General features: G+C 54.2%; 14 protein-coding genes and 1 tRNA gene. 6 read left to right on the top strand and 9 right to left on the bottom strand.

Annotation, left to right across the window (positions count from 1 at the left end):
- Window positions 1–1,466: 1,466 nt before the first annotated feature.
- Window positions 1,467–3,083: an alpha-glucan family phosphorylase gene (gene glgP / locus WHS46_12215; protein MEJ5349438.1), complete on the bottom strand. Its 1,617-nt coding sequence runs from the start codon at window positions 3,081–3,083 to the stop codon at window positions 1,467–1,469.
- A gap of 505 nt (window positions 3,084–3,588) precedes the next feature.
- On the opposite strand from glgP, the gene WHS46_12210 reads away from it, so the two are divergent.
- From WHS46_12210 to WHS46_12185, 6 genes are all read left to right on the top strand, one after another.
- Complete coding sequence (locus tag WHS46_12210) at window positions 3,589–6,189, top strand: molybdopterin-dependent oxidoreductase (protein ID MEJ5349437.1); 2,601 nt, start codon at window positions 3,589–3,591, stop codon at window positions 6,187–6,189.
- 2 nt (window positions 6,190–6,191) lie between these two features.
- Window positions 6,192–7,037 (top strand): sulfide/dihydroorotate dehydrogenase-like FAD/NAD-binding protein, encoded by an 846-nt coding sequence (locus WHS46_12205; protein MEJ5349436.1) that lies wholly within the window; start codon window positions 6,192–6,194, stop codon window positions 7,035–7,037.
- A gap of 90 nt (window positions 7,038–7,127) precedes the next feature.
- Window positions 7,128–8,609: an NADPH-dependent glutamate synthase gene (gene gltA / locus WHS46_12200; protein ID MEJ5349435.1), complete on the top strand. Its 1,482-nt coding sequence runs from the start codon at window positions 7,128–7,130 to the stop codon at window positions 8,607–8,609.
- A 24-nt stretch (window positions 8,610–8,633) separates the two neighbouring features.
- Window positions 8,634–11,693, top strand: coding sequence for an FAD-dependent oxidoreductase (locus WHS46_12195; GenBank protein MEJ5349434.1), 3,060 nt, complete (start codon window positions 8,634–8,636; stop codon window positions 11,691–11,693).
- A 22-nt stretch (window positions 11,694–11,715) separates the two neighbouring features.
- On the top strand, window positions 11,716–12,156 hold the full coding sequence (locus WHS46_12190) for a hydrogenase iron-sulfur subunit (GenBank protein MEJ5349433.1): 441 nt from the start codon (window positions 11,716–11,718) through the stop codon (window positions 12,154–12,156).
- A gap of 35 nt (window positions 12,157–12,191) precedes the next feature.
- Window positions 12,192–12,983, top strand: a complete 792-nt coding sequence (locus WHS46_12185; protein ID MEJ5349432.1) for a 4Fe-4S dicluster domain-containing protein — start codon at window positions 12,192–12,194, stop codon at window positions 12,981–12,983.
- Between the two features lie 262 nt (window positions 12,984–13,245).
- Here the strand turns inward: WHS46_12185 and WHS46_12180 are convergent, their stop codons facing one another.
- From WHS46_12180 to xerD, 8 genes are all read right to left on the bottom strand, one after another.
- On the bottom strand, window positions 13,246–13,404 hold the full coding sequence (locus WHS46_12180) for an entericidin A/B family lipoprotein (protein MEJ5349431.1): 159 nt from the start codon (window positions 13,402–13,404) through the stop codon (window positions 13,246–13,248).
- A gap of 105 nt (window positions 13,405–13,509) precedes the next feature.
- A tRNA-Val gene (locus tag WHS46_12175) sits at window positions 13,510–13,585 on the bottom strand.
- A 12-nt stretch (window positions 13,586–13,597) separates the two neighbouring features.
- Window positions 13,598–15,508 (bottom strand): tetratricopeptide repeat protein, encoded by a 1,911-nt coding sequence (locus WHS46_12170; protein ID MEJ5349430.1) that lies wholly within the window; start codon window positions 15,506–15,508, stop codon window positions 13,598–13,600.
- Entirely contained in the window at window positions 15,498–16,295 is a 798-nt protein-coding gene (locus WHS46_12165) for a pseudouridine synthase (GenBank protein MEJ5349429.1), read from the bottom strand. Before WHS46_12165 ends, WHS46_12170 begins: the two co-directional genes overlap by 11 nt.
- Complete coding sequence (gene trpS, locus WHS46_12160) at window positions 16,288–17,289, bottom strand: tryptophan--tRNA ligase (protein ID MEJ5349428.1); 1,002 nt, start codon at window positions 17,287–17,289, stop codon at window positions 16,288–16,290. Before trpS ends, WHS46_12165 begins: the two co-directional genes overlap by 8 nt.
- 98 nt (window positions 17,290–17,387) lie before the next feature.
- A complete protein-coding gene (locus WHS46_12155) occupies window positions 17,388–18,041 on the bottom strand; it encodes a site-2 protease family protein (GenBank protein MEJ5349427.1) in 654 nt (217 codons plus the stop codon).
- Entirely contained in the window at window positions 18,025–20,688 is a 2,664-nt protein-coding gene (locus WHS46_12150; protein ID MEJ5349426.1) for a CBS domain-containing protein, read from the bottom strand. The genes WHS46_12155 and WHS46_12150 overlap by 17 nt, the downstream gene beginning before the upstream one ends.
- 251 nt (window positions 20,689–20,939) lie before the next feature.
- Complete coding sequence (xerD, locus tag WHS46_12145) at window positions 20,940–21,824, bottom strand: site-specific tyrosine recombinase XerD (protein MEJ5349425.1); 885 nt, start codon at window positions 21,822–21,824, stop codon at window positions 20,940–20,942.
- Between the last annotated feature and the right edge of the window lie 13 nt (window positions 21,825–21,837).

Genomic DNA, 21,837 nt, shown 5'->3' with positions numbered 1-21,837 from the left:
GCGCTATGGCCTCTCTGCGTTGATCAGTTCAGCCCTCGCTAGCCAAGGCAGGCTAAATCAGTGGGGAAAACCACCATACAAACCACTCTGCATAAGGGCCTTTAGCCCGGCCTCACCCTTCAAATAGGGTACAAGGCTCAAGATCGGGCAATGTCGGTCTCGCTGAAGCCGCATGTCTTAAAGGTCTCTGTCACCTCAAGGTGTTTGTAAGCTCAGGCTCTTATGGGTTCTACTCGCACGGTACGAACATTTTCGGATTTGAGCGAGTCGAGCAGCAGCGTCTGGCATATGCGTTCCCGTTCACGGCTTCGAGGTTGACCTGTTTCGAAACATTGCGTACGCAAAAGCTAGGCGAAATGAAGCGACAGCCGCTCACTCTCATGATCGATGGGAAAGCCGCGGAATCGCCCGCCGAGACTTTCTTCAATGGGTGTTACCAATATTACGGTTTTCAGGCTCTAGATCCTGTTCTCGGAGATTGATAAGAGCCCTCCGCTGCAACCGCCTGACCTTCTTGTAGGACTCAACCTGCTCGTGAAAAAAGTAGATGGTTCCACCTTTGGAATCCTTTTCCTTATCCGTCGAATGAAAATAGCAATATGACAAACTTGGGTTAGAAGCCTGCCATAATGATTCTTTCACGAGCTAATACCTGCCTATACTGTTGAATAGTCCTCCAATGACCAAAAACACGATGGTTCCCATCAGTACGATAATGATCATTGCAGGTATGGATGCGATCGACCACTTAACCATGAAGGTCACCATGGACCAAAAGGGCATTTTTACATCAACAACAACGACTCGATTGTAGTCTTGACTGTTCATAGCTCCACCTTTTGTAACAACTTTAATGATTGTTTTCACCTTGTCCTGAAAGCAAAGACTCCACTAAGAAGTATCCATTTATACTGATCTTTTGCAGTACGCCACGTAACATGAGTGGTTGCTCCGCTTCCTTTCTTTCCCATTGGGTAAATCTGGAAAAATAGCATAATACCTTGCCTCGGTATTCAGGCAAGCCATTAAAACGACCGCCGCTATTCAAAGCTACGTGACGACGGTACACTTCAGTGAGAAGGATTGTTTTGCGACCCGCACAATGAGCTTCTTGCAGGAGCGCCGCTCAACACGAAAGAAATGAACGCCGGCAGAGCTGAACCCCCTGAGTTTTGATTGGCTATAGAATCAACCGCTTTGCCCTTGTTTCTGGAAGCATATGTCTAGCTTTATAAGTTAAGTTCGAAGTCGGTAAAGTATTTCGATTATGGGCCTGGAACCTTTTTCATCTTTTTCTTCACTTTAGGGGCATCAACAATGAAGACAACATCTGGGCTGTACGGACAATATTTGGCTTTCTCGTGGCATGGCTTCGCCTCGCTAAAAGATCAAAGCTGTGTTTGCATGAAGGCTTATGCCCCTTAAGGCGGCGCCGATTCCTGAAAGTCTTCACCCCAAGGCAGCCTCTACAGGTAGTACTTGTGCAGGTATTCCAGGACCATGCGATGGGTGTTGAAGACGGGGCAGACATCGGCGATGGAATTTTTCATGATCTGCATCCAGTGCTTGGGGCTGGCGTAGTACGTGGTTACCATGTCGTCGATGTCCCGGTAAAGGTCGGCTGCCGCTTCTTCGTCACTTTGATCCTCGTCGTCACCTACCGCCCATCCATTCACTCGATCTCGACAGGCTTCTCGCCACCACCCATCCAGAACACTCATGTTCACCCCGCCGTTATAACACACCTTCATGCCGCTGGTGCCGCAGGCTTCTCGAGGCCGACGCGGCGTGTTGAGCCAGACATCGGTGCCTTGGGTCATGAGAGCTCCCAGCCAGATGTTATAGTTAGGCACATAGACGATGCGAAGTTTCTCTTCGTATTTCTTGGCGATATGCACGATTTCCTTGATAAGTTCCTTTCCGGCTCCGTCTTGAGGATGGGCTTTTCCGGCAAAAATGTATTGAACCCGGTCGTAGGAAAGATTCACCAAATATTCCAGATCGGTCAGCACCAAGGTGGCTCGTTTGTAGGAAGCCGCCCGGCGCGCAAAACCCACCGTGAGAAGCTCTTCACTGAAACCGGCCCCTGAGATGGCGTTGATGTAGCTGATCAAACGCTTCTTGGCCGCCTTCTTGGCTTCTCGAACGGCATCGTCGGGAATGTTTCGAGCCTTGGCCAGTTGTTGAGGCTGTTCACGCCAACCGGGACAATACTGATCGTAGAGCGCTTGAAACTCGGGGCTGGTCCAAGTCAGATGGTGCACGCCGTTGGTGATATGCCCAATGTCAAACCCCGGAAACATCTGCCGGGATACCTCCCCATGCAATTCGCTCACCCCGTTGCTTGCCCGCGAAAGATTCAAGGCCAAAAGAGTGGTGTTAAGAGCGTCCCGTCCGGCCAGATCTCGAATGTTGGGCGGCAGATACCCTTGAAGGACCGCTTCGGCCATGCCGTAATCAAAAATGTCATGACCTGCGGGCACAGGTGTGTGCGTCGTAAAAACACATTTTTCTCGAACCCGTTCGATGTTGCCACCGAATTCCTTAAGCAGGGCCAGGGTCAAAAACACCGCATGGCCTTCGTTCATGTGGTAGGTGGTGACACCGGGTTCCAGTTTTTTGAGCACCATATAGCCGCCGATGCCCAGGACCGCTTCTTGGCAAATGCGTGTGTGCTTGTCCCCTCCATAGAGGTAATGAGTGATCATACGGTCTTCGGGCCGGTTCATGGGAAGATCCGTATCGAGAAAATAGACGGGCACTCGACCCTTTTGACCCACTTGATTATATTTCCAGACTCCCACATGAACGTCTCGACCTTCGATGGGAACCGTCACCTTGAAGGGTAAGGGTTCCATGAAAGCTCGAGGATCAAAGTAAGGATACAGTTCTTCTTGTTGTCCCAGGGCATTGATCTGCTGAATAAAATAGCCGCGTTTATAAAGAAGGGTCACGGCAACCAGGGGAATGTTTAAGTCCGCCGAGGACTTGATGTGATCCCCGGCCAAAACCCCAAGCCCGCCACTGTAGGTGGGAATGTGTTCACTGAGGCCCACTTCCATGCTGAAATAAGCGATCTTCATGCTTGCCTCCACCGTCCAGGTCCGCTCCCACGGCTACTTCGGGCGCGTGTTCGAGAACTTACCATACCAACGGAACTTATGCCGTTTCAACGGAAGGACGAGCCGACGCCTCGCCCTTACATGCCAGAAACTGTCTCTTTTGCAGGGAACGAGGAGCTGCGCCCCGCTTTTCGGGCGAGCGGGACGCCCCCGCGCTCCCAGGGTCAAGTTCGTCCGGCGCCAAGCGCCGAACAACCGTGCTTTCCTTTATCGAAGAAACCCGCCCGACGCAAGGCACAATGCGGTTGCCCATAGACACTTTACCTTGAGCCGACCTACACAATCATGATGCAAGTGGTTGACAAGCGACCCTTCTCCATTTAAGGTAGGTCGGTCCAAAGCCGGGTGTGGCGACTTCGCCCATGGTTCTTAACTTAGTGTTTTGGATTGTTTTTTTGGCCCATAATGTGATTTTTTTCTCTTGACCGGCGCCGAGAACGGTAAAACGACAGAATCAGGGGTCATGATGAGCGACGTCAACATTTGGATCAACGACCAGCAAGTCAAGGCAAAGGCGGGCCAGACGATTCTTCAGGCCGCGGATGAGGCCGGGATTTATATTCCTCGGTTATGTTTTCACCCGGCCTTGGAGCCCAGTGGATCGTGCCGTTTGTGCGCTGTTGAAATCGAAGGGCAGCGAGGGCTGCCGGCGGCATGCACGACGCCTGTGATGGAGGGGATTCGTGTGCAGACCCAGACGAGCAAGGTCTTGGACTTTCGCCGGGAGATGCTGCAGCTGATTCTTCAGGATCATCCGCGGCACTGTCTGGGGTGTCCTCGAAACGGCACCTGTGAATTGCAGCAATTGGTGGCAGCTTTAGGGATTGATTTCCCCTACCCTGCCCCCGACATCAGCCGTCCGGAACCATTGCCAGGCGGCTCCTATTTTGAGAGAGACTACAGCCTGTGTGTGCGTTGCGGGCGCTGTGTGCGCGTCTGCCACGAACTGCGGGGCGCTCGCACCATCGTATTTCGTGAATCCAAAGACGGGCGTCAGTCCGTAGGCACTCCCTTTGGACGGTCCTTGGAAGAGTCGGGATGTCAGTTTTGCGGCGCCTGTGTGGATGTGTGTCCCGTGGGGGCGCTTCGAGAAAATCTATCGGACTTTCATCAGGACACACGCCCCGCCATCGAAGCCGTCTGCCAATCTTTAACGACCATTGTAACGGACCTCTACAAGAAGGAGTTGGAAACCCATTGGTCCACGGCCATTTGTCCCGTATGTAGCGCCGGCTGCCGCTTGATGCTGGAAAAAACCCCCGATGAAACCATCCTTCAGATCAAACCCAGTCCGGAAGGCCCCAGCAACAAAGGTCAGGCCTGTGTGCAGGGCCGATTTCTCCTCAAGCGCTACGTGGCCCGTTCTGAAAGGATTCGGCAACCGGCCGTCAAGAACGGAGGCGGCTGGAAGAGTCTTTCTTGGGATGAAGCCCTGCAGTATGCCGCCGAAAAATTCCGAAGCTACCAACCGGATCAAATCGCCGTGCTTACAGACGGCCGGTTGACCAATGAAGAACTTTGTGTTCTGAATCGTCTGGCTCGGGAATATTTCAAAACCGACAACGTAGGTCTTTTGGCTCCTGCGGGTCTGGTGGTTTTTGAAAAAGCGGCTCGAGAACTTCTGGGCACAGCCGCAGCCACCAACAGTTTACAGGACTTGGCCCAGGCGCCGGCTATCTTTGCCATGGGACTCAATCCGGCGGCTTCTCAGCCTATTGCGGGCGTAGCCATCCGTCAGGCGGTGCTCAAAGGAGCCAAGCTCGTGGTGGCCAATCCTTATGATGTGGCCGTCGCCAGGTATGCGCATGTGCACCTTCGGTATGTTCCGGGATCCGAAACGGTTTTGGTCCTGGGCCTTGTGCGCATCATTTTGGACGAAAAAGGAACGGACAAAAACGCCGGTTCAGACCTCCTGGCGGCCCTTAGAGACCTGACCGGCCCTTATGACGTGGAAACAGTTTCAAGATGCACCGGCATTCATGAAGAGCAACTGGTGGAAGCCGGATGTCTGCTGGCGGCGCGGGACACCGTGGCCGTTTTGGCCGGTTTGGGGGTGCTTCAAGCCTTCGATGTGGCCGATCTCACGCGAGCCCTCATGACTTTAGGCTTTGCCAAAGGCAGCTTTGGGAAACAAGGCGGCGGCTTTTGGCCTCTCTTCGGCACCAGCAACATGCAGGGGGCTCGAGATTTGGGATGGGACACTACCGTCATGGAGGCTTTGACATCCGGACGGATCAAGGCCGCCTATGTGGCTGCGGAATCCTACGATGACGCCTGTTGGCAACCGCTTTTGAATCTGGCCAAGCCTCTGGACTTTCTAGTGGTCCAGGACGTGGTGCCTCCCCCTGAAACGGTCGGGGCGCATGTCCTGCTGCCTTTGACGCCCATTTTGGAAAAAGACGGTTCTCTGACCAACGGGGAACGCCGCGTTCAGTGGACCGAGAAGGCCTTGACCCCAGGCGCTGGATCTCGAACGGTGCTTCAGACCGCGGCGGCTTGGTCCCGTTTCCTTGGCGGTTCCCCACTGAGTGAAGAGGAACCCGGCATGGTGTTCAAGTCCCTGGGAAGCCGGCTTGAAGCGTACGCAGGAGTGGATCGCAGTCGAGCCCGTTACGAGGCGGTTCAAGTGCCGTGCCCTTCCTTGGATCACGAAGGTACACCGATTCTCTTTGCCGACACGCCTCCTGTGTACAAGCCTTGGAGCCCTTCACAGCCTGTCAAGGCGGAAGTTTCGGCGGAAAAGCGTCAGGAATTTCCGTTGCATCTCACGGCCAAGGAAAGCCTGTACCCATCCTTTTTCGGTCCTCTTTTGGCACCGGAATCCCGTGCGGTGATGGCCTGTGACGGCGAGATTGAAATGAACCCCACGGATGCCTATCGCCTGGAAATCATGCCGGGAGACACGGTGGCGGTGGTCTTTGAAGGGGGGGCAATCACAGGACGCTTGGCGTTGAACATCCATCTTCCCCTGAAGCTTGTGGCCGTGCCGGCGGAACGACTTCAAAGCGTTCTCGGCGGGACCCATCTTCCGGGCACAACGATGGCCGCAAAAGTGGAGAAGAGATAGCCATGTATTCGATTGTCGATCACGAAGTTTTGGCTCCCAGAGTGCACCGGCTTCGCGTACAGGCTCCGGTGGTGGCGGAAAAGGCCAAGCCGGGCCAGTTCGTGATTCTCATCATCGACGAAAAAGGGGAGCGGGTTCCCTTCACCATCAGCGACTGGAACGCCGAAGCCGGCACCGTGGACTTTGTATTCATCGAGGTGGGAAAAACAACGCAGCAGTTGGCAACCCTGCAGCCTGGAGACACCTTGCTCAGTTTTATCGGACCGTTGGGCCGTCCGGCGGAAGTGGGCCAGTACGGCCATGTGGTCTCGGTGCTCAGCGGGTACGGAATCGCTGCCATGGTGCCTATTTTGAAGGCCTTAAAGGAGCATGGGAACACGCTGACCACCATCGTGCAGGCCCCCGATTCAGAACGCCTCTTTGGCCAAAAGCCTTTGGAAGAACTCAGCGATAACCTCATCCTGGCCTTGGGCACTCACGGCAATGGCATGATAGAAAGCACCACGGTGGCCATGCGGAAACTGCTGCAGCAGCACCCAAAGCGCCGTATCGACCGCGTGATCGCCATGTGTTCCTTGTGCCTCATGCGCGTCCTTTCAGAAATGACACGCCCTTATGCCATCAAAACCATGGTGCATTTGACTCCGGTGATGGTGGACGGCACGGGCATGTGTGGTGCCTGTCGCTTGAGTGTGGGCCGCACCAATCGATTCGCTTGCGTGCACGGCCCGGAATTTGACGGCCACGAAGTAGACGGCTGGGAAGTGCTCATGGCACGCCGCTGCACCTACGCCGATGAGAGCATTTTGCAGCAGGGTTTTCAATGCCGCGGATGTTCTCAGTGGTAGGGGTGAGGCGCCGCCTCGCCTTCACATGGATTTAGGGGCGGCTTTCTTCGGCGCCGACACGCATGTGTAGCTTTTTAAGGAGATCAGGCAATGACGGAGCAAAAACAAACCAAGGGCGCCTCGGAAAAGAAACCCAAACTTAATCTGAACCGGGTCGAGATGCCCAAACAGTCGGAACATGAGCGCCGGCATAACTTCGACGAGGTCGCTTTGGGATACACGTGGGAATTGGCCAAGGAAGAAGCATCCCGGTGCATTCAGTGTAAGAAGCGACCGTGCCAGCAAGGCTGTCCGGTCAATATCGACATTCCGGATTTTATCGCAGCTTTGCAGCGTGAAGACATTGAAGAAGCCGCTAAGATTCTCAAACGCAAAACCTCGCTTCCCGGCGTCTGCGGCCGAGTGTGTCCCCAGGAACTTCAATGCGAAGAGGCTTGTACACTGAACAAAAAAGGAGCCCCGATAGCTATCGGGCGATTGGAACGCTTCATCGCCGATTGGGAAAGAACCCAGGGGGCTCCGACCATGCCCGAAATGGCCCCATCCACGGGCAAGAAGGTGGCTGTCGTGGGATCCGGTCCTTCCGGACTGACCGTGGCTTCGGACCTGGCCATTCTCGGCCATAAGGTGGTCCTCTTTGAAGCCTTGCACGTGGCCGGCGGCGTGCTCATGTACGGCATTCCAGAATTTCGGCTTCCCAAGGAGATTGTTCAAAGGGAAGTCCAGTATGTGCAATCCTTGGGCGTGGATCTTCGGTTGAACACAGTCATCGGGATCAACTACAGCCTCGATGAACTGCTCAGAACCGATTACGATGCCGTGTATTTGGCCCCCGGAGCCGGTCTGCCGAAATTTATGGGGGTTCCCGGTGAAAACCTGAATATGGTCTATTCGGCCAATGAGTTCCTTACACGCACCAACTTAATGAAAGCCTACCGGTATCCGGAATATGCCACGCCTATTAAGATGGGCAAAAAGGTGGCGGTTATCGGAGGAGGCAACGTGGCCATGGACGCCGCACGATGTGCCGTGCGTCTGGGAGCCCAGGAAGTGTACGTGATCTACCGACGCACGCGTGCCGAAATGCCGGCACGGCTTGAAGAAGTGGAAAACGCTGAAGAAGAAGGAATCGAATTCCATTTTCTGTGCAACCCCACGGCCTTTTTGAGTGATGGACGAAACAATGTGGCGGCCATGGAACTCATTCGCATGAGGCTCACCGAACCTGACGAAAGCGGGCGGCGGCGTCCGGTACCGATTCCCGGCAGTGAATACATTCTGGATGTGGACACCGTTGTGGTCTCTTTGGGAACCTCCCCCAACCCGCTCATCCCCTCAACCACACCCGACCTCAATGTCACGCGTTGGGGCACTGTCGTGATCGACGAAAGGGGTCGCACGTCTAAGGCTCGAGTCTGGGCTGGAGGCGATATCGTCTCGGGAGGCGCCACCGTCATCAGCGCCATGGGTGAAGGCCGCATCGCCGCCGCCTCCATGCATGAGTTCCTGAGCAACGGACAAAAGAAGATTATTCCTCCCAGTCCCGTAAAGGACGAAGAGAAATCGGAATAAAGAGCGCACAAGGGAGAGAACATCATGAGCAATGCGACGCAATTGAGCTCTTCAAACCCTATCGGATCCGTCATGGTGGTGGGGGGCGGCATCGCCGGCGTCCAGGCAGCCTTGGATTTGGCCGATTCGGGATATTTCGTCCATCTGATTGAAAAGACTTCGGCCATCGGTGGGGCCATGAGTATGCTGGATAAAACATTTCCCACCGATGACTGCGCCATGTGAATTCTGTCACCCAAACTGGTCGAGGTCGGCCGGCATCTGAACATTCAAATTCACACGCTTTCCGAAGTTAAAGACGTCAAGGGTGAAGCGGGTCACTTTCAGGCGACTATTTTCCAAAAAGCCCGCTACATCGACATGGACAAGTGTATCGCCTGCGGCACCTGCGCGGAAAAATGTCCTCGCAAGGTCGATGACGAATACAACGCAGGCCTTGGCAAGCGCAAGGCGGCCTATGTCAAGTTTCCCCAGGCCGTCCCCTTAAAGTATGTGATTGACAAGGATCACTGTATCTACTTTGAAAAAGGCAAATGCCGCGCCTGCGAAAAATTCTGCCCGACCCAAGCGGTGAATTTCGACGATAAGGACCGGGAATTCACTCTCGAGGTGGGCAGCATCATTCTGGCTCCTGGATTTGAACCGTTCGATCCCAAAATCTACGATACTTACAATTACACCAAACATCCTAATGTGATCACTTCTATGGAATTTGAACGGATTCTTTCCTCATCAGGACCGTTCGAAGGCCATCTGGTGCGTCCCAGTGACCATGAAGAACCCAAAAAGATTGCCTGGCTTCAGTGCGTTGGTTCCCGGGACATTCACCACTGCGACAATGGTTATTGCTCCGCCGTCTGTTGCATGTACGCCATTAAGGAAGCGGTTATCGCCAAGGAACACGCGGGTGAAGGTTTGGATACGGCGATCTTCTTTATGGACATGCGCACGCCGGGCAAGGATTTCGACAAGTACTATGAAAGGGCGGAACGGGAAAAAGGAGTGCGCTTTATTCGTTCCCGCGTGCACAGCGTGGATCCCGTACCCGGTACGGATGATCTGGCCATTCAATACGTTGCCGAAGATGGAACGCTGGTGGAAGAAGTGTTCAACCTGGTGGTTCTTTCCGTGGGACTTCAGGTTTCCAAAGACACTTTGAAACTGGCCGAATCCTTGGGGATTGACATCGGAGACGGTCGCTTTGCGGCCACGTCACCCTTTGAACCCGTGCAAACATCCCGAACCGGCATTTATGTGTGCGGTGTTTTTCAAAGCCCCAAAGACATTCCTTTATCCGTCATGGAAGCTTCGGCAGCGGCCGCCGATTCAGGAGCCTTGCTGGCGCCGGCCCGCAACACCCTCACCCAAAAACCGCCGGTTCTTACCGAAAAGGATGTGGCAGCCGAAGAACCTCGTGTGGGCGTCTTTGTCTGCCACTGCGGTGTCAACATCGCCGGTGTCATTGACGTGGAAGCCGTGGCCCGGTACGCGGAAACACTACCTTCCGTGGTTTATGTGGAGCGCAATCTGTTCACCTGCGCTCAGGATACACAGGACAAAATGAAGCAGGTCATTCAGGAACACAACCTGAATCGCATCGTTGTGGCTGCCTGCTCTCCAAGAACCCACGAACCTCTTTTCCAGGAAACCCTGAAACAGGCCGGACTGAACAAGTATCTCTTTGAAATGGCCAACATTCGAAACCAGGGTTCCTGGGTGCACATGAACGAGCCGGAAGCCGCCACGGAAAAAGCCAAAGACATGGTTCGAATGGCGGTGGCCAAGGTGGCTTTGCAGCAACCGCTCGGTGAAATTCAACTAAACGTGACGAAATCGGGACTCGTGGTCGGCGGGGGTATCGCCGGCATGACGGCCGCTTTGGCCTTGGCCGATCAGGGTTATCCGGTGACACTTGTGGAACGCAAAGATGTTCTGGGCGGTCATGGCCGTAAGCTCTATTCCACCTGGGACGGTCAGCCCATCGCCCCGTATTTGGATGAACTCATTCAAAGGGTCATTGACCATCCACGCATCACGGTGCTCACCAACGCCCAGATTCGCGATGTTCAGGGCTTTGTTGGGAACTTCCATACGGTGCTGGACGTGGGCGGTTCCCTCAAGGAAATCGATCACGGGGTCGCCATTTTGGCCATCGGCGCCCACTCTCTGAAACCTACGGAATACGGTTATGGACAGAGCGATCGGATCTTTCTGAACCTGGATCTGGATCAAGCTATCAGCCAAAGAGATCCTCGCATCACCAATGCCAATTCGGCCGTGTTTATCCAATGCGTTGGATCCCGGGAACCTGAAAGACCGTATTGCAGTCGAGTGTGCTGCAGCCATTCCATCGAAAACGCTTTGCGGTTGAAAAAACTCAATCCGGATCTGGATGTTTACGTTTTGTACCGCGATATTCGCACCTTCGGACTCAGAGAGAATCTCTACAAGGAAGCTCGAGCTCGGGGTGTGCTCTTCATTCGATTCGACCTGGAAAACAAACCCCAGGTCCAGGTGGCCCCCGATGGAACACTCACGGTGACTGTCGTGGATCATATTCTCCGACGGCCGATCATCCTGAAACCGGATATTCTCACTCTGGCTTCCGCCATCGTCACGCGCACCTCGGAAGCCGACGAACTGGCCAAAATGTTCAAGGTACCTCTCAATGCCGATGGATTCTTCCTTGAAGCCCACGCCAAACTGCGCCCCGTGGATTTCGCCACGGACGGTGTCTTTATCGCCGGCTTGGCTCATTTCCCGAAGCCGACCGAAGAATGCATCGCGCAGGCGAAAGCGGCAGCGGCTCGAGCCGCCACCGTGCTGGCCAAGGACTCGATCCTGGCAGGAGGTGTGGTGGCGGTGGTCAACAAGGATCTGTGCTGCGGCTGTCAGGGTTGTGTGCAGTGCTGTCCTTTCGGTGCCATCAGTTACCTGGAACAGGAAGCTAAATGCGAAGTGAACCAGGCTCTGTGCAAAGGCTGCGGCACCTGTGCGGCCACATGTCCTTCGGAAGCCATCACGCTGCTGGGATTTTCGCACCTGCAGCTCTATACCCAAATCGACGAGGCCCTCAGCGCCTAGACCGTAGGCAGGAGACGGAATCATGGCGGAACGCTTTGAACCGAGAATTTTGGCAATCTTGTGCAACTGGTGCAGCTACGCCGGGGCGGACCTGGCGGGGGTGAGTCGGTTTCAATACCCGCCGAACGTGCGTGTCGTGCGCGTGATGTGTTCCGGCACCGTGTCCCCTCATCACGTCATTCATGCCTTTCAACGTGGTGCCGACGGTGTTCTGGTGGCAGGATGCCATATCGGCGACTGCCACTATCTCAAAGGGAACTACATGACCTTGAAACGCATGAAATTCGTGCAGGAACTGATTCGATTTTCCGGCTACAATCCGGAAAGGTTCCGTCTGGAATGGATCTCCTCGGCCGAAGGCATCAAATTCGCTGAAGTGGTGCGGGATTTTACCGAGAAAATACGCTCCTTGGGACCTGCGCCGTCCTTTGAAGCGAGTCCGCGGCTGGCATTGGGCCTTTAGACGATACCACACGTTCAGCGCACAGGATGGATCTCATGAAGACCAAAGTTCGACAATTACTGGAAGAAGGTCGCGTGGACGCCTTTATCGCTTACAAAACGGTCCACGGGCTGCCTTTCCCCGCTGTTTTTACCAAGGACGACCTGAACACCTTGGAAACGTGGCAGCCGTTCAAGGCTCGTTATCCCGTCACTAAGCTTCTGTTGGCCCAGGCACGACAATATCCGGACAAAACTTTCGGTGTGCTGGTTCGTGGCTGCGAGGAAAGGTCTCTTTACGAACTCTTCAAATGGAACCAGCTTCAACCTGACAAGGTGGTGATCGTAGGGCATGCTTGCCCGCAGGATCTCGCCTTTTCGTGCGAGTGTTCCAAGCCCTACCCGGATCACTTGGATTATGGGGAAGCTCCCAAGCCCGTGTCACAGAGCCGGCGGCTTCAGGAACTGGAAGCCATGCCCGACACAGAAAGGCTGGCCTGGTGGCTGGGCCATTTCAACCGCTGCATTCGCTGTTATGGATGCCGAGACGTGTGCCCTGTGTGCTTCTGCACCGAATGCAGCCTGGAACACAAGGAACTCATTCCCGCAGGAAAACTGCCTCCGGATACATCCTTTCATTTGGTTCGAGCGGTGCACATGGCCGGTCGATGCATTGATTGTGGAATGTGTGAGGAAACATGCCCGTCGAACATCCCCTTGAGGGTGCTCTACAAGCATGTGAACAGTTTGGTGGAAGGAATCTTTGACTACAAGACAGGTGTTCCGGACGGCAAATCACCGTTTACCATGCTGGGTGAAGAAAGTTTTCTTCCCACCGGCCCTCGCTAGCTTTTTGTCGAGAGCCGAGCGGCCTTGATCACCCAACCACCTTCCCTTTTCCATCCTCGAGGGGCGGACCTCTGTGTCCGCCCTTCATATCCATCCCCTCGGTCATGCCAACCCCATAGGCCATGGGCCACCCCGGAACCCGTAGGATCGGACCTATGGGTTCGCCCCAAATCACACCACAAGGGCATGTTTTCGAGGCGCACACACCCTCCTACAAAAAACAACGTAAGGGCTTTGTTATGGCCTAACCGCAAGAGATGGTTTACTTGGCGCCATCCGCCGATCTTTCGATGGCTCCCCCCAAAGACCGAATGTCCTTCCCGATGCCCTTGACCGTGTTGCAACCCGTGGCAGCCCCCAAGAAAAGGCTCAAGGCCAACAACCAAGCCCACACCCTGCCAAAGCTTCGTCCCCCATGCATATGTCGGCTCCTCGTCGTTTGTTGTCACAAGGTGCCCTTGAAGCTTCTCCAGCCATAGCGCATAAAAAAAGCCTCGGCGACGCCGAAGCCAGGACGTTTCATGCGTGGTGGGCGGGGGGGGATTCGAACCCTCGACTTCCACCGTGTGAGGATGGCACTCTCACCGCTGAGTTACCCGCCCAATTTCCAGCCCTTATACACGAATCGGCTTTTCCGTGCAATAGAAAAAGCCGGTCTTCTTGGGCGCCGCCAGGAGAAGCCGCAGGCGAATGTAATCGTCCTTGGCCGCTGCATCGTTGGGATTGATTTCCAACACGCGTTTAATCTTTTCCAAGGCTTTGCTGAATTGCCCAAGGCTTTCATGAATCTGCGCCGCCTGCTTGAAGTATTTGACTTCCTTGGGTTCCAGACGGCACAGTTCTTCCAAAGCCTCCAACGCCTTTTGTTTTTGGCCCTTCTTGAGGGCTCCGTAGAGAAGGTACTGGTGAAAAGCCGTCACTTTAGGATACTTTTTTGACGCTTCTTCAAAGACCTTGATGATGGCATCGTAGTTCTTGGCCTGATCATACAAAACAAACAAAGCATCATAGTAAGCTAGGTTATCCTTATCCAAGGCAATAAGCTTTTGTAGCACTTCCATCTGCTTGGATGCATTCTTACTCTTTTGATAAAGATCCAGAAGGTATTTCAAAGGCTTGGGATCATCCGGCGAAAGAGCCGCGCATTTTTCAAAAGCCGCTGTGGCCTTGTCCCATTGTTTGGTGTCGTAAAGCAGCATGGCCAGGTTCCATTGAATCACTCGGTCCTGAGGCTCCAGCTGCGCCAGGTTTTGGTACACCTTGAGCAGTTCGTTTTTGTCCCCGGATTTTTCCAAAAGGGCTGCCAGCCGAACCAGGGCTCGTTTTTCTGAAGGGTTCTTGGCCACTAGGTCCTGATAAACCTTCAAGGCTTTGGACTCCTCGCCGGCTTTTTCGTACATGGCGGCAAGCTTTAACCAATTGGTTACATCGCCGGGATTGGCTTTCAAGTATTTTTCCAAATCTTGGGCCGCTTGATCCAGATCGCCCGATTTCGTTCGAACCACGGAAAGATTGTAGTGAATATTGGGATCTCGAACCCCGGCCGCCATGGCGCTTTCGTAAGCCTGAGCGGCTTCCGCCCAGCTTTCGGCCTTGGTGGCCAAATCCGCTCGCACCAAATGCCATGAACCACGATAGGCACCGGGCACCTTGGACGTATACTGCTTGAGAAGCTTCAAGGCTTCCTTCGTGGGCACCTGGTTTTGCAGGTAACGCACCACATCCTGAAACACCTGCGGGTCATTGGCGAGCTCTAACAAATCCAGAGAGGCTTCCACGGCGTTCGCATATTTCTTCTCTTTCTTGTAAACGGCGATAAGCCTTTCCAGAACGGGTCGGGAACGCCCAAGTTCCAACACCTCTTCGTAGAGTCTTTCCGCATCGCCGTCACGGCCGGCTTCCGCATACAAACCGGCCAATTGGGTCTTGACAAGCACGTTGCGCGGATCGGCTTCCAATACTCTTTCCAAGTAACGAATCCTTTCTTCCCTGCTTCCCGCTTCCTGAGCCTTGGACAGCCAATCTTTCGCATCCAATTGGACCAGAAGCCGAACCCCTCCCAGAGATTTTCCCATCCAAATGACTTCTAAATTCAGCCTCTTCGGGGTTTCAAAGCTTTCTTCCGGCATGAGGTCCCTTAAGACTTCAGGCTTTTTCGTCCATTGCCGAAAGTCCACATCGGCACTCACCACCTTGACACCCCAGGAAAACCAGCCGTCGGTTTTCACACCGAGAAGTCGCACGGCATCACGCGGATTGAACACCTTTTCCGTGTCTGCAAGCATTTCTTCCAGATTCCCGTTGACTTCCAACTCGATGGCCTGCAGTCGATGAGGGACAGGAAGCTTGGCCAAAACAGGATCCAGCAGATTCCAATAGCTGCCCGCCGAAACAAGAATGGCAAGCCCTGCAAGGGAGGCCGCCATCACCTTGAACGTCGCTGAACTTCCAGACTTTTTCCTGCGAGGCCTGAAAAGGGATGCCGTTTTTTCGGAACGGCTTTGAGTGTGTTTTCTAAACATCATGAGCGAGCCCGTCTTCCAGTCTATCTAAGGATGACCGTTGCACCGCTTTTCGCAGAAGATAAAGTTCCTGGTCCGAGAGCCGCCTCCAGTGTCCGGCAGGCAAACGGCCCAAACGAATCGGACCATAGGCCGTTCGATGAATTTTCAAAACAGGGAGTCCCACGGCTTCGCCCATGCGTTTGATCTGCCGGTACCATCCTTGATGCAGCGTGATTTCCAACCATGCAGATTCCGAAAAACGCCTCATAAGTTGAACGTGTGCCGGAGCCGTCACCCCTTCTCTTAAGCGAACACCGCGCCGTAATGCTTCCAATTGTTCTTCCGTAGGGGTTCCGTGAACCTCAACCCGATACACCTTGGGCACTCCATATCGCGGATGCATCAGTCGGTTCGCCAAATCCCCGTCATTGGTCAAAATCAGGGCGCCGGAAGCATCCCAGTCCAAGCGCCCTACGGGAAAGACTCGCACTGAAAGTCCCTGAAGGTAATCCATGACCGTCGGGCGTCCTCGAGGATCCTTGGCCGTGGTCAGACACCATCTGGGCTTGTGAAAGAGAAGAACCTCCCTGGTTTCCGGAAGCTTCACCACATGCCCGTCCACACACACCTCATCTCGATGTGGGTCCACTGAGATGCCCGGAACGGTAACCATCTCCCCGTTGACCCAAACACGCCCTTGAGCGATCCAGGTCTCCGCCTTGCGTCGTGATGCAAGACCTGCCTGCGCGATAAATTTGTGCAACCGCATGGGAGACGATGATGTGTTCGGTGGCCGAGTGTTAGGCATGGTTTCCTAATCCGACCGTCTCCAGCACGAGTTCCATGGTTTTTCGAGCTTCTTGAGCCGCCTTTTCGATGCCTTCCTGGACGGAGGCCTTGACGGCGTCCATGTCCTTTTCCAAAGCTTGCCTTTTTTCCCAAATGGGAGCCAACTGATCCAGGACGTGAACTAGAAGGATTTTCTTGCAGTCAACACATCCGATGCCGGCCGTGCGGCATCCTTGTGTCACCTGAGCGATTTCTTCGGGTGTGGAATAGAGCTTATGGTAATCAAACACAGGGCACTTTTCAGGATCTCCTGGGTCTGTGCGACGGGCTCGAGCCGGATCCGTCATCATCTGCAGAATTTTTCGACGAATGGATTCCTCGGGTTCCGAGATATAGATGCAGTTCCCATAACTCTTGCTCATCTTTCGCCCGTCGGTTCCCGGCAAGACTGGAGCTTCCGTGAGCAAAGCGTCCGGAATAGGAAAGACTTCTCGATTGTAAATAAAATTGAACCTTCTGGCGATCTCCCGAGTCAATTCCACATGAGGCAGCTGGTCTTTGCCCACGGGGACCCCGTGAGCCCTGTAAATGATGATGTCCGCCGCCTGCAGTACCGGATATCCCAGAAAGCCGTAGGTGGAAAGATCTTTTGTGTCCAGTTGTTGCTGCAGTTCCTTGTAGGTGGGGTTCCGTTCCAACCAAGCCAGCGGTGTGATCATACCCAGAAGCAGATACAGTTCCGCATGTTCCTTGACCCGAGATTGAATGAAAACCACGGCCTTGTGCGGATCCAATCCGGCGGCGAACCAATCCAAAATCATGTCCCACGTGTTCTGGCGAATCGCTCCCGGGTCTGCATAATCCGTGGTCAAAGCATGCCAATCCGCTACGAAAAAATAGCAATCATACTGATCCTGAAGCTGAATCCAATTTTTCAACGCCCCGTGAAGGTTTCCCAAGTGTAGACGCCCCGTGGGACGCATGCCGCTCAGAATCCGCTTGTCCTTGTTCATCAAACCTTTCACCTCCTGCGTTGATCGGCTTTTTTGATTGATCTCCTACGCCCAATGTCTCTCAAAACGCTTCACGCCCGCCGGCGACGGGCTTCGGTCTAGAGCAAAATTCTTGCGAAAAGATTGACCACCGGCCGCAGCATATATCCCCACCAACCGGTGATGACAAAAATCATGACGATGATCATGCCGTAGCGTTCCAGACGAGCCACCTGAAGCGCCAGACTGCGGGGCAAAAGCCCCGTCAACACCCGCCCGCCGTCCAAAGGTGGCACCGGAAACAGATTGACCGCCATGAGCACGAGATTAAACACCACGGAAAATCGGGCCATGTGAAACAAAGGATGCAAAAGAAGGCCCCAAAAGCCCGAGCCCAACCCTGTGCTGAAAAGCAAAACCACGATTCGATACACCAAAGCGCTGGCAGCCGCCAACATGAGGTTGGTTAAAGGTCCGGCCAGAGCCACCCAGGCCATCGCTTTGCGGCCTCCATGCAGGCGGTGGAACTGCACCGGCACAGGCTTCGCCCATCCAAAAAGAAACGGAGCGTTCGTGACCAGCAGGACCAGGGGAAGGATCACGGTGCCTACCAGATCGATGTGCACCAAGGGATTCAGGGATATGCGTCCCAGAAGCCGAGCCGTGGGATCCCCCAGTTTTTCCGCCACCCACCCGTGAGCCACTTCATGACTCACCACCGCCAAGAGCAGCGGCACAGCATAGATACAAATGTCCTTAAGAATTTCCTGCACTTTGCCTTTCCTTTGCTTCTTCTGCCGCCGCCATGGTTCGAGCCAAACGATATTCGTCTTCCAGCGTCTTCACCTCTCCGTTGAGTTTGGCGTCCCGTACGGCCGTAAGAATCTTCGTGTAAAGAGGTCCCGGAGGAAGCCCCATGGCCTTGAGGTCCTTGCCTCCAATATGGGGCTTCACATAGCGGTATCGATGCAGATAATAACTGACCGCACGCTTCACCTCTTCACGGGTGGTCCTCGCCATCATGAACAGCAGTTCCTCCGCACCATACGGCTGAAGCGCCCGATAGATATCACTGGGACGCATGGCAGGCAAACGCAAAAAGTCGTTGAGCACATCGTTAACTTTTTGAAATGCCCAGACTATTCTTTCCCTGGCATTCTGAGGCAGATCCAGCCGGGCCAGCACGCTCGGCAAGTCGGCGGGTTTGACGCGGGACAAAAAGCCTAAAAAGTACACTCGCCACGCTTCCAAAGGTTCGTCCAAAAAGCTGAGTTTATACCAGAGAATGACTTCCTTGATCCTGATAAAGAGTTGTTCCCCTTTGGCATCAAAGCAGGCTCTGGGGCATAAGGCCTCCATGACCCCGAATTCCCCTAGACGACGTAAAGCCGGCAGCGGGTCTTCTTCCATGAAGATGTGTTGCAATTCGTGAAAGAGTCGTTGTCCGCCCAGTCGGTCGATCAGCCCCATCTTCACGGCATTGCGCATAAGACTGGCCGTCTGTTTGCCGACACGAAACCCAAAGCGCTGTTCAAATCGAATGGCTCGAAGAATCCGCGTGGGATCTTCCACAAAACTGAGGTTATGCAGCACACGAATGGCCTTTTCCTTCAGGTCTTTTTGGCCTCCGAAGAAATCGATGAGGGTTCCAAACTCCTTGGGGTTGAGGGCCACAGCCAGGGTGTTGATGGTAAAGTCGCGCCGGTAGAGATCCATCTTGAGGGATCCGAACTGCACGATGGGCAAGGCGGCGGGATATTGATAGTACTCTAGGCGGGCGGTGGCCACGTCCACTTTCAAGTCGTTGGGAAAGATCAATACCGCCGTGTTGAATTTCTTGTGGCAACGAGCTCGAATGCCCTCCTTTTCAGCAAACGTGCGGGCAAAGGAAATGCCATCCCCTTCCACCACCACATCGATGTCCAGATTAGGACGGCGCAATAGAAGGTCCCGTATGAACCCTCCGACCGCGTAGACCTTATACCCCATGGCCTGAGCATGTTCCCCCAAGGATCGCAGCAGTTCGATGATCTCCTTGGGCAACTGCTCGGCCATAATTCCAACAATATTCTTCTGTCTGCCCCAAGAACCGGTTCCCAAATCGTCCTTAAGCGCTGTCGGTTCTCTGGAACGATCCGTGATCAAATGGTTCAGAAGGTCGCGACGTGTGATGACGCCTACCAGATTTTCTCCGTCCATGACGGGAAGAATGCGCTGCTGATGCTCCACAAGATGCTTTTGGATTTCCACCAGAGGACCGTTCACATCAATGACGGCAAATTCAGGATTCATGTATTCGCTGACTTTTTCTTCCTGCAAGCCATGGTAGATGGCTTTTTCCAGCACCTGGCGGTTGATGAGTCCCACAATGCGGCCGTTTTCCAGCACGGGCATGGCATTGATATTGTACCGAACCATAAGTTCTTCCGCCTGGGCCAGGTCGGCATGAGCCTCGATAGTGATGACGGGAGAACTCATGAGGGTTCGAGCTGTCACAGCAGGCTTGATGGTGCTTTGCAAGAGTTCAAACAGTCGGTCTTCGGCCTGAATCAGCGTGAGTTCCTTAATCGTGGCCGATGCCGCCGTGGCATGGCCTCCGCCGCCGAAATAAGCGGCGATTTCCCCCACGTTCACATCCGGAATTCGGCTTCTGGCCACGAGATAAATGCGATCTTCCATACGGGCCAGGGCAAAGACCACATCCAGATTTTCCATATCTTTGAGTTTATGCACGAGGACGGCGAAATCACCCACATAACGATCCACGGAAACTGTGGCGATGCACACCTCCACACCCTGAATGTTGTAGGTGCGAGCGGAATGCAGCAGTTCATGCAAAAGGGCTACCTGTTCGGCGGTGAGTTCTCGAGTGACCAGGTCGGCTACCAGATTGAGGTCAGCCCCCCGTTCCAGGAGAAAGGCTGCAGCCCGAAAATCTTCCGGGGTTGTGGAAGAAAAGGTGAAGGAGCCGGTGTCTTCAAAAATACCGAGGATCAGGATGGTGGCCTCTTCCGGTGTGATGGGCACATCGCGTTCTTGAAGGATGCGGGTCAGAAGGGTCACCGTCGCTCCCACCGGCTGAATGACTTCCAGGGAGCCTCGAATGTCATCTTCCGCCTGAGGATGGTGATCGTAAATATGCACCTCCACCTCAGGGCGATGGGCGATTTCCTGAAACTTGCCGATGCGTGAAGCCTGGCGTGTATCCACCAGAATGAGGCGTCGTATGCCGTTTAGATCCAACCCTTTGAGTTTAGTGAAATCAAAAAGATAGCCCGCTGTGTTGACGAAAAAATCGCGCAGGTTTTTTTCCTGGGACCCGGGAAAAACCAAAAGGGCCTCGGGATAGAGCTTTTTCGCCGCCACCATGGAAGCCATGGCGTCGAAATCGGCGTTAAGATGGGTGGTGATCACTTCCATGCATGAGCTCCGATGCCGATTATCGAGAAATCTTTGTTCTTGAATGTCGCTCAAGGATGTTAACGGGGCTGTGCCAAAAGGCCAAGTTGATTCTTGACACACGGGCGGACACACCGGTGTGTCCTAGCAAAATTTCTGTTGCTTCGGGCTAAGAGCCGGCCATGCAGGGACTGGGCGGTGGTGCACAAGGGGGTGGAAATCTCCCCCCGTCCAAAGGACCACCCCAGACATGCGCCCATAAATGCCACAGGTCAGGCTCGAGGATGGTATTGCTGATGAATGAGCTTTAAGCGTTCCCGCGCCACATGCGTATAAATCTGCGTGGTGCTGATATCCGCATGGCCGAGCAGCATCTGCAGGGACCTAAGGTCGGCTCCGTTTTGTAAAAGATGCGTGGCAAAAGAATGGCGTAGCACATGAGGGCTGACATCTACGGAAATGCCAACGCGGCGGGCGTAAGAGCGAATCATTTTCCAGATCCCTTGACGCGAAAGGGGCTTGCCGCGATGGTTTAGAAAAACCCGCCCCGTATCCCGACCCGCCACCAAATGAGGGCGTCCGCGCTCCAAGTACGTTTCCAAGGCTTCCACAGCCCACTGGCCCATGGGAACAAGTCGTTCCTTGTCTCCTTTCCCTCGAATGACAAGAAAGCCCGCCTTGAGATTCAATTGATGGAAGGTAAGGGCCGTCAGTTCGGCCACGCGCATTCCTGTCGCGTAAAGCAGCTCCAAGATGGCTTTGTCTCGAAGTCCCAGGGGTGTCCCGGTCATGGGAGCGTTCAGCAAGCTTTCCACTTGACGCGCAGAAAGTGTCTTGGGCAAAGATTTCGGGGTCTTGGGAAAAGACAGGGGTACTGCCGGGTTGCTGGGAAGCATGGACCTTGCTTCAAGGAACCGAAAAAAAGAGCGCATGGAGGCTAACCGGCGCGATCGAGTCTTGGGAGCCGTTTTGGAGGCACACGCGACGAGGTAGGCCTCCAGATCCAGGGGGGTCACCTCTATCCAGGAAACTCTGCCTTTCGTGGTCAAAAAATCCATGAGAATGCGTAGATCCGTGGCGTAGGCCGAAACCGTGTGACGGCTCATACGTCTTTCCGCCACAAGATATTCCAAGAAAAGATCCACATATTCCCGCATACCTTGAATCCCC

The sequence above is a fragment of the Desulfosoma sp. genome (assembly GCA_037481875.1).
Classification (GTDB): domain Bacteria; phylum Desulfobacterota; class Syntrophobacteria; order Syntrophobacterales; family DSM-9756; genus Desulfosoma.
This window is presented reverse-complemented; position numbering and strand designations above follow the sequence as displayed.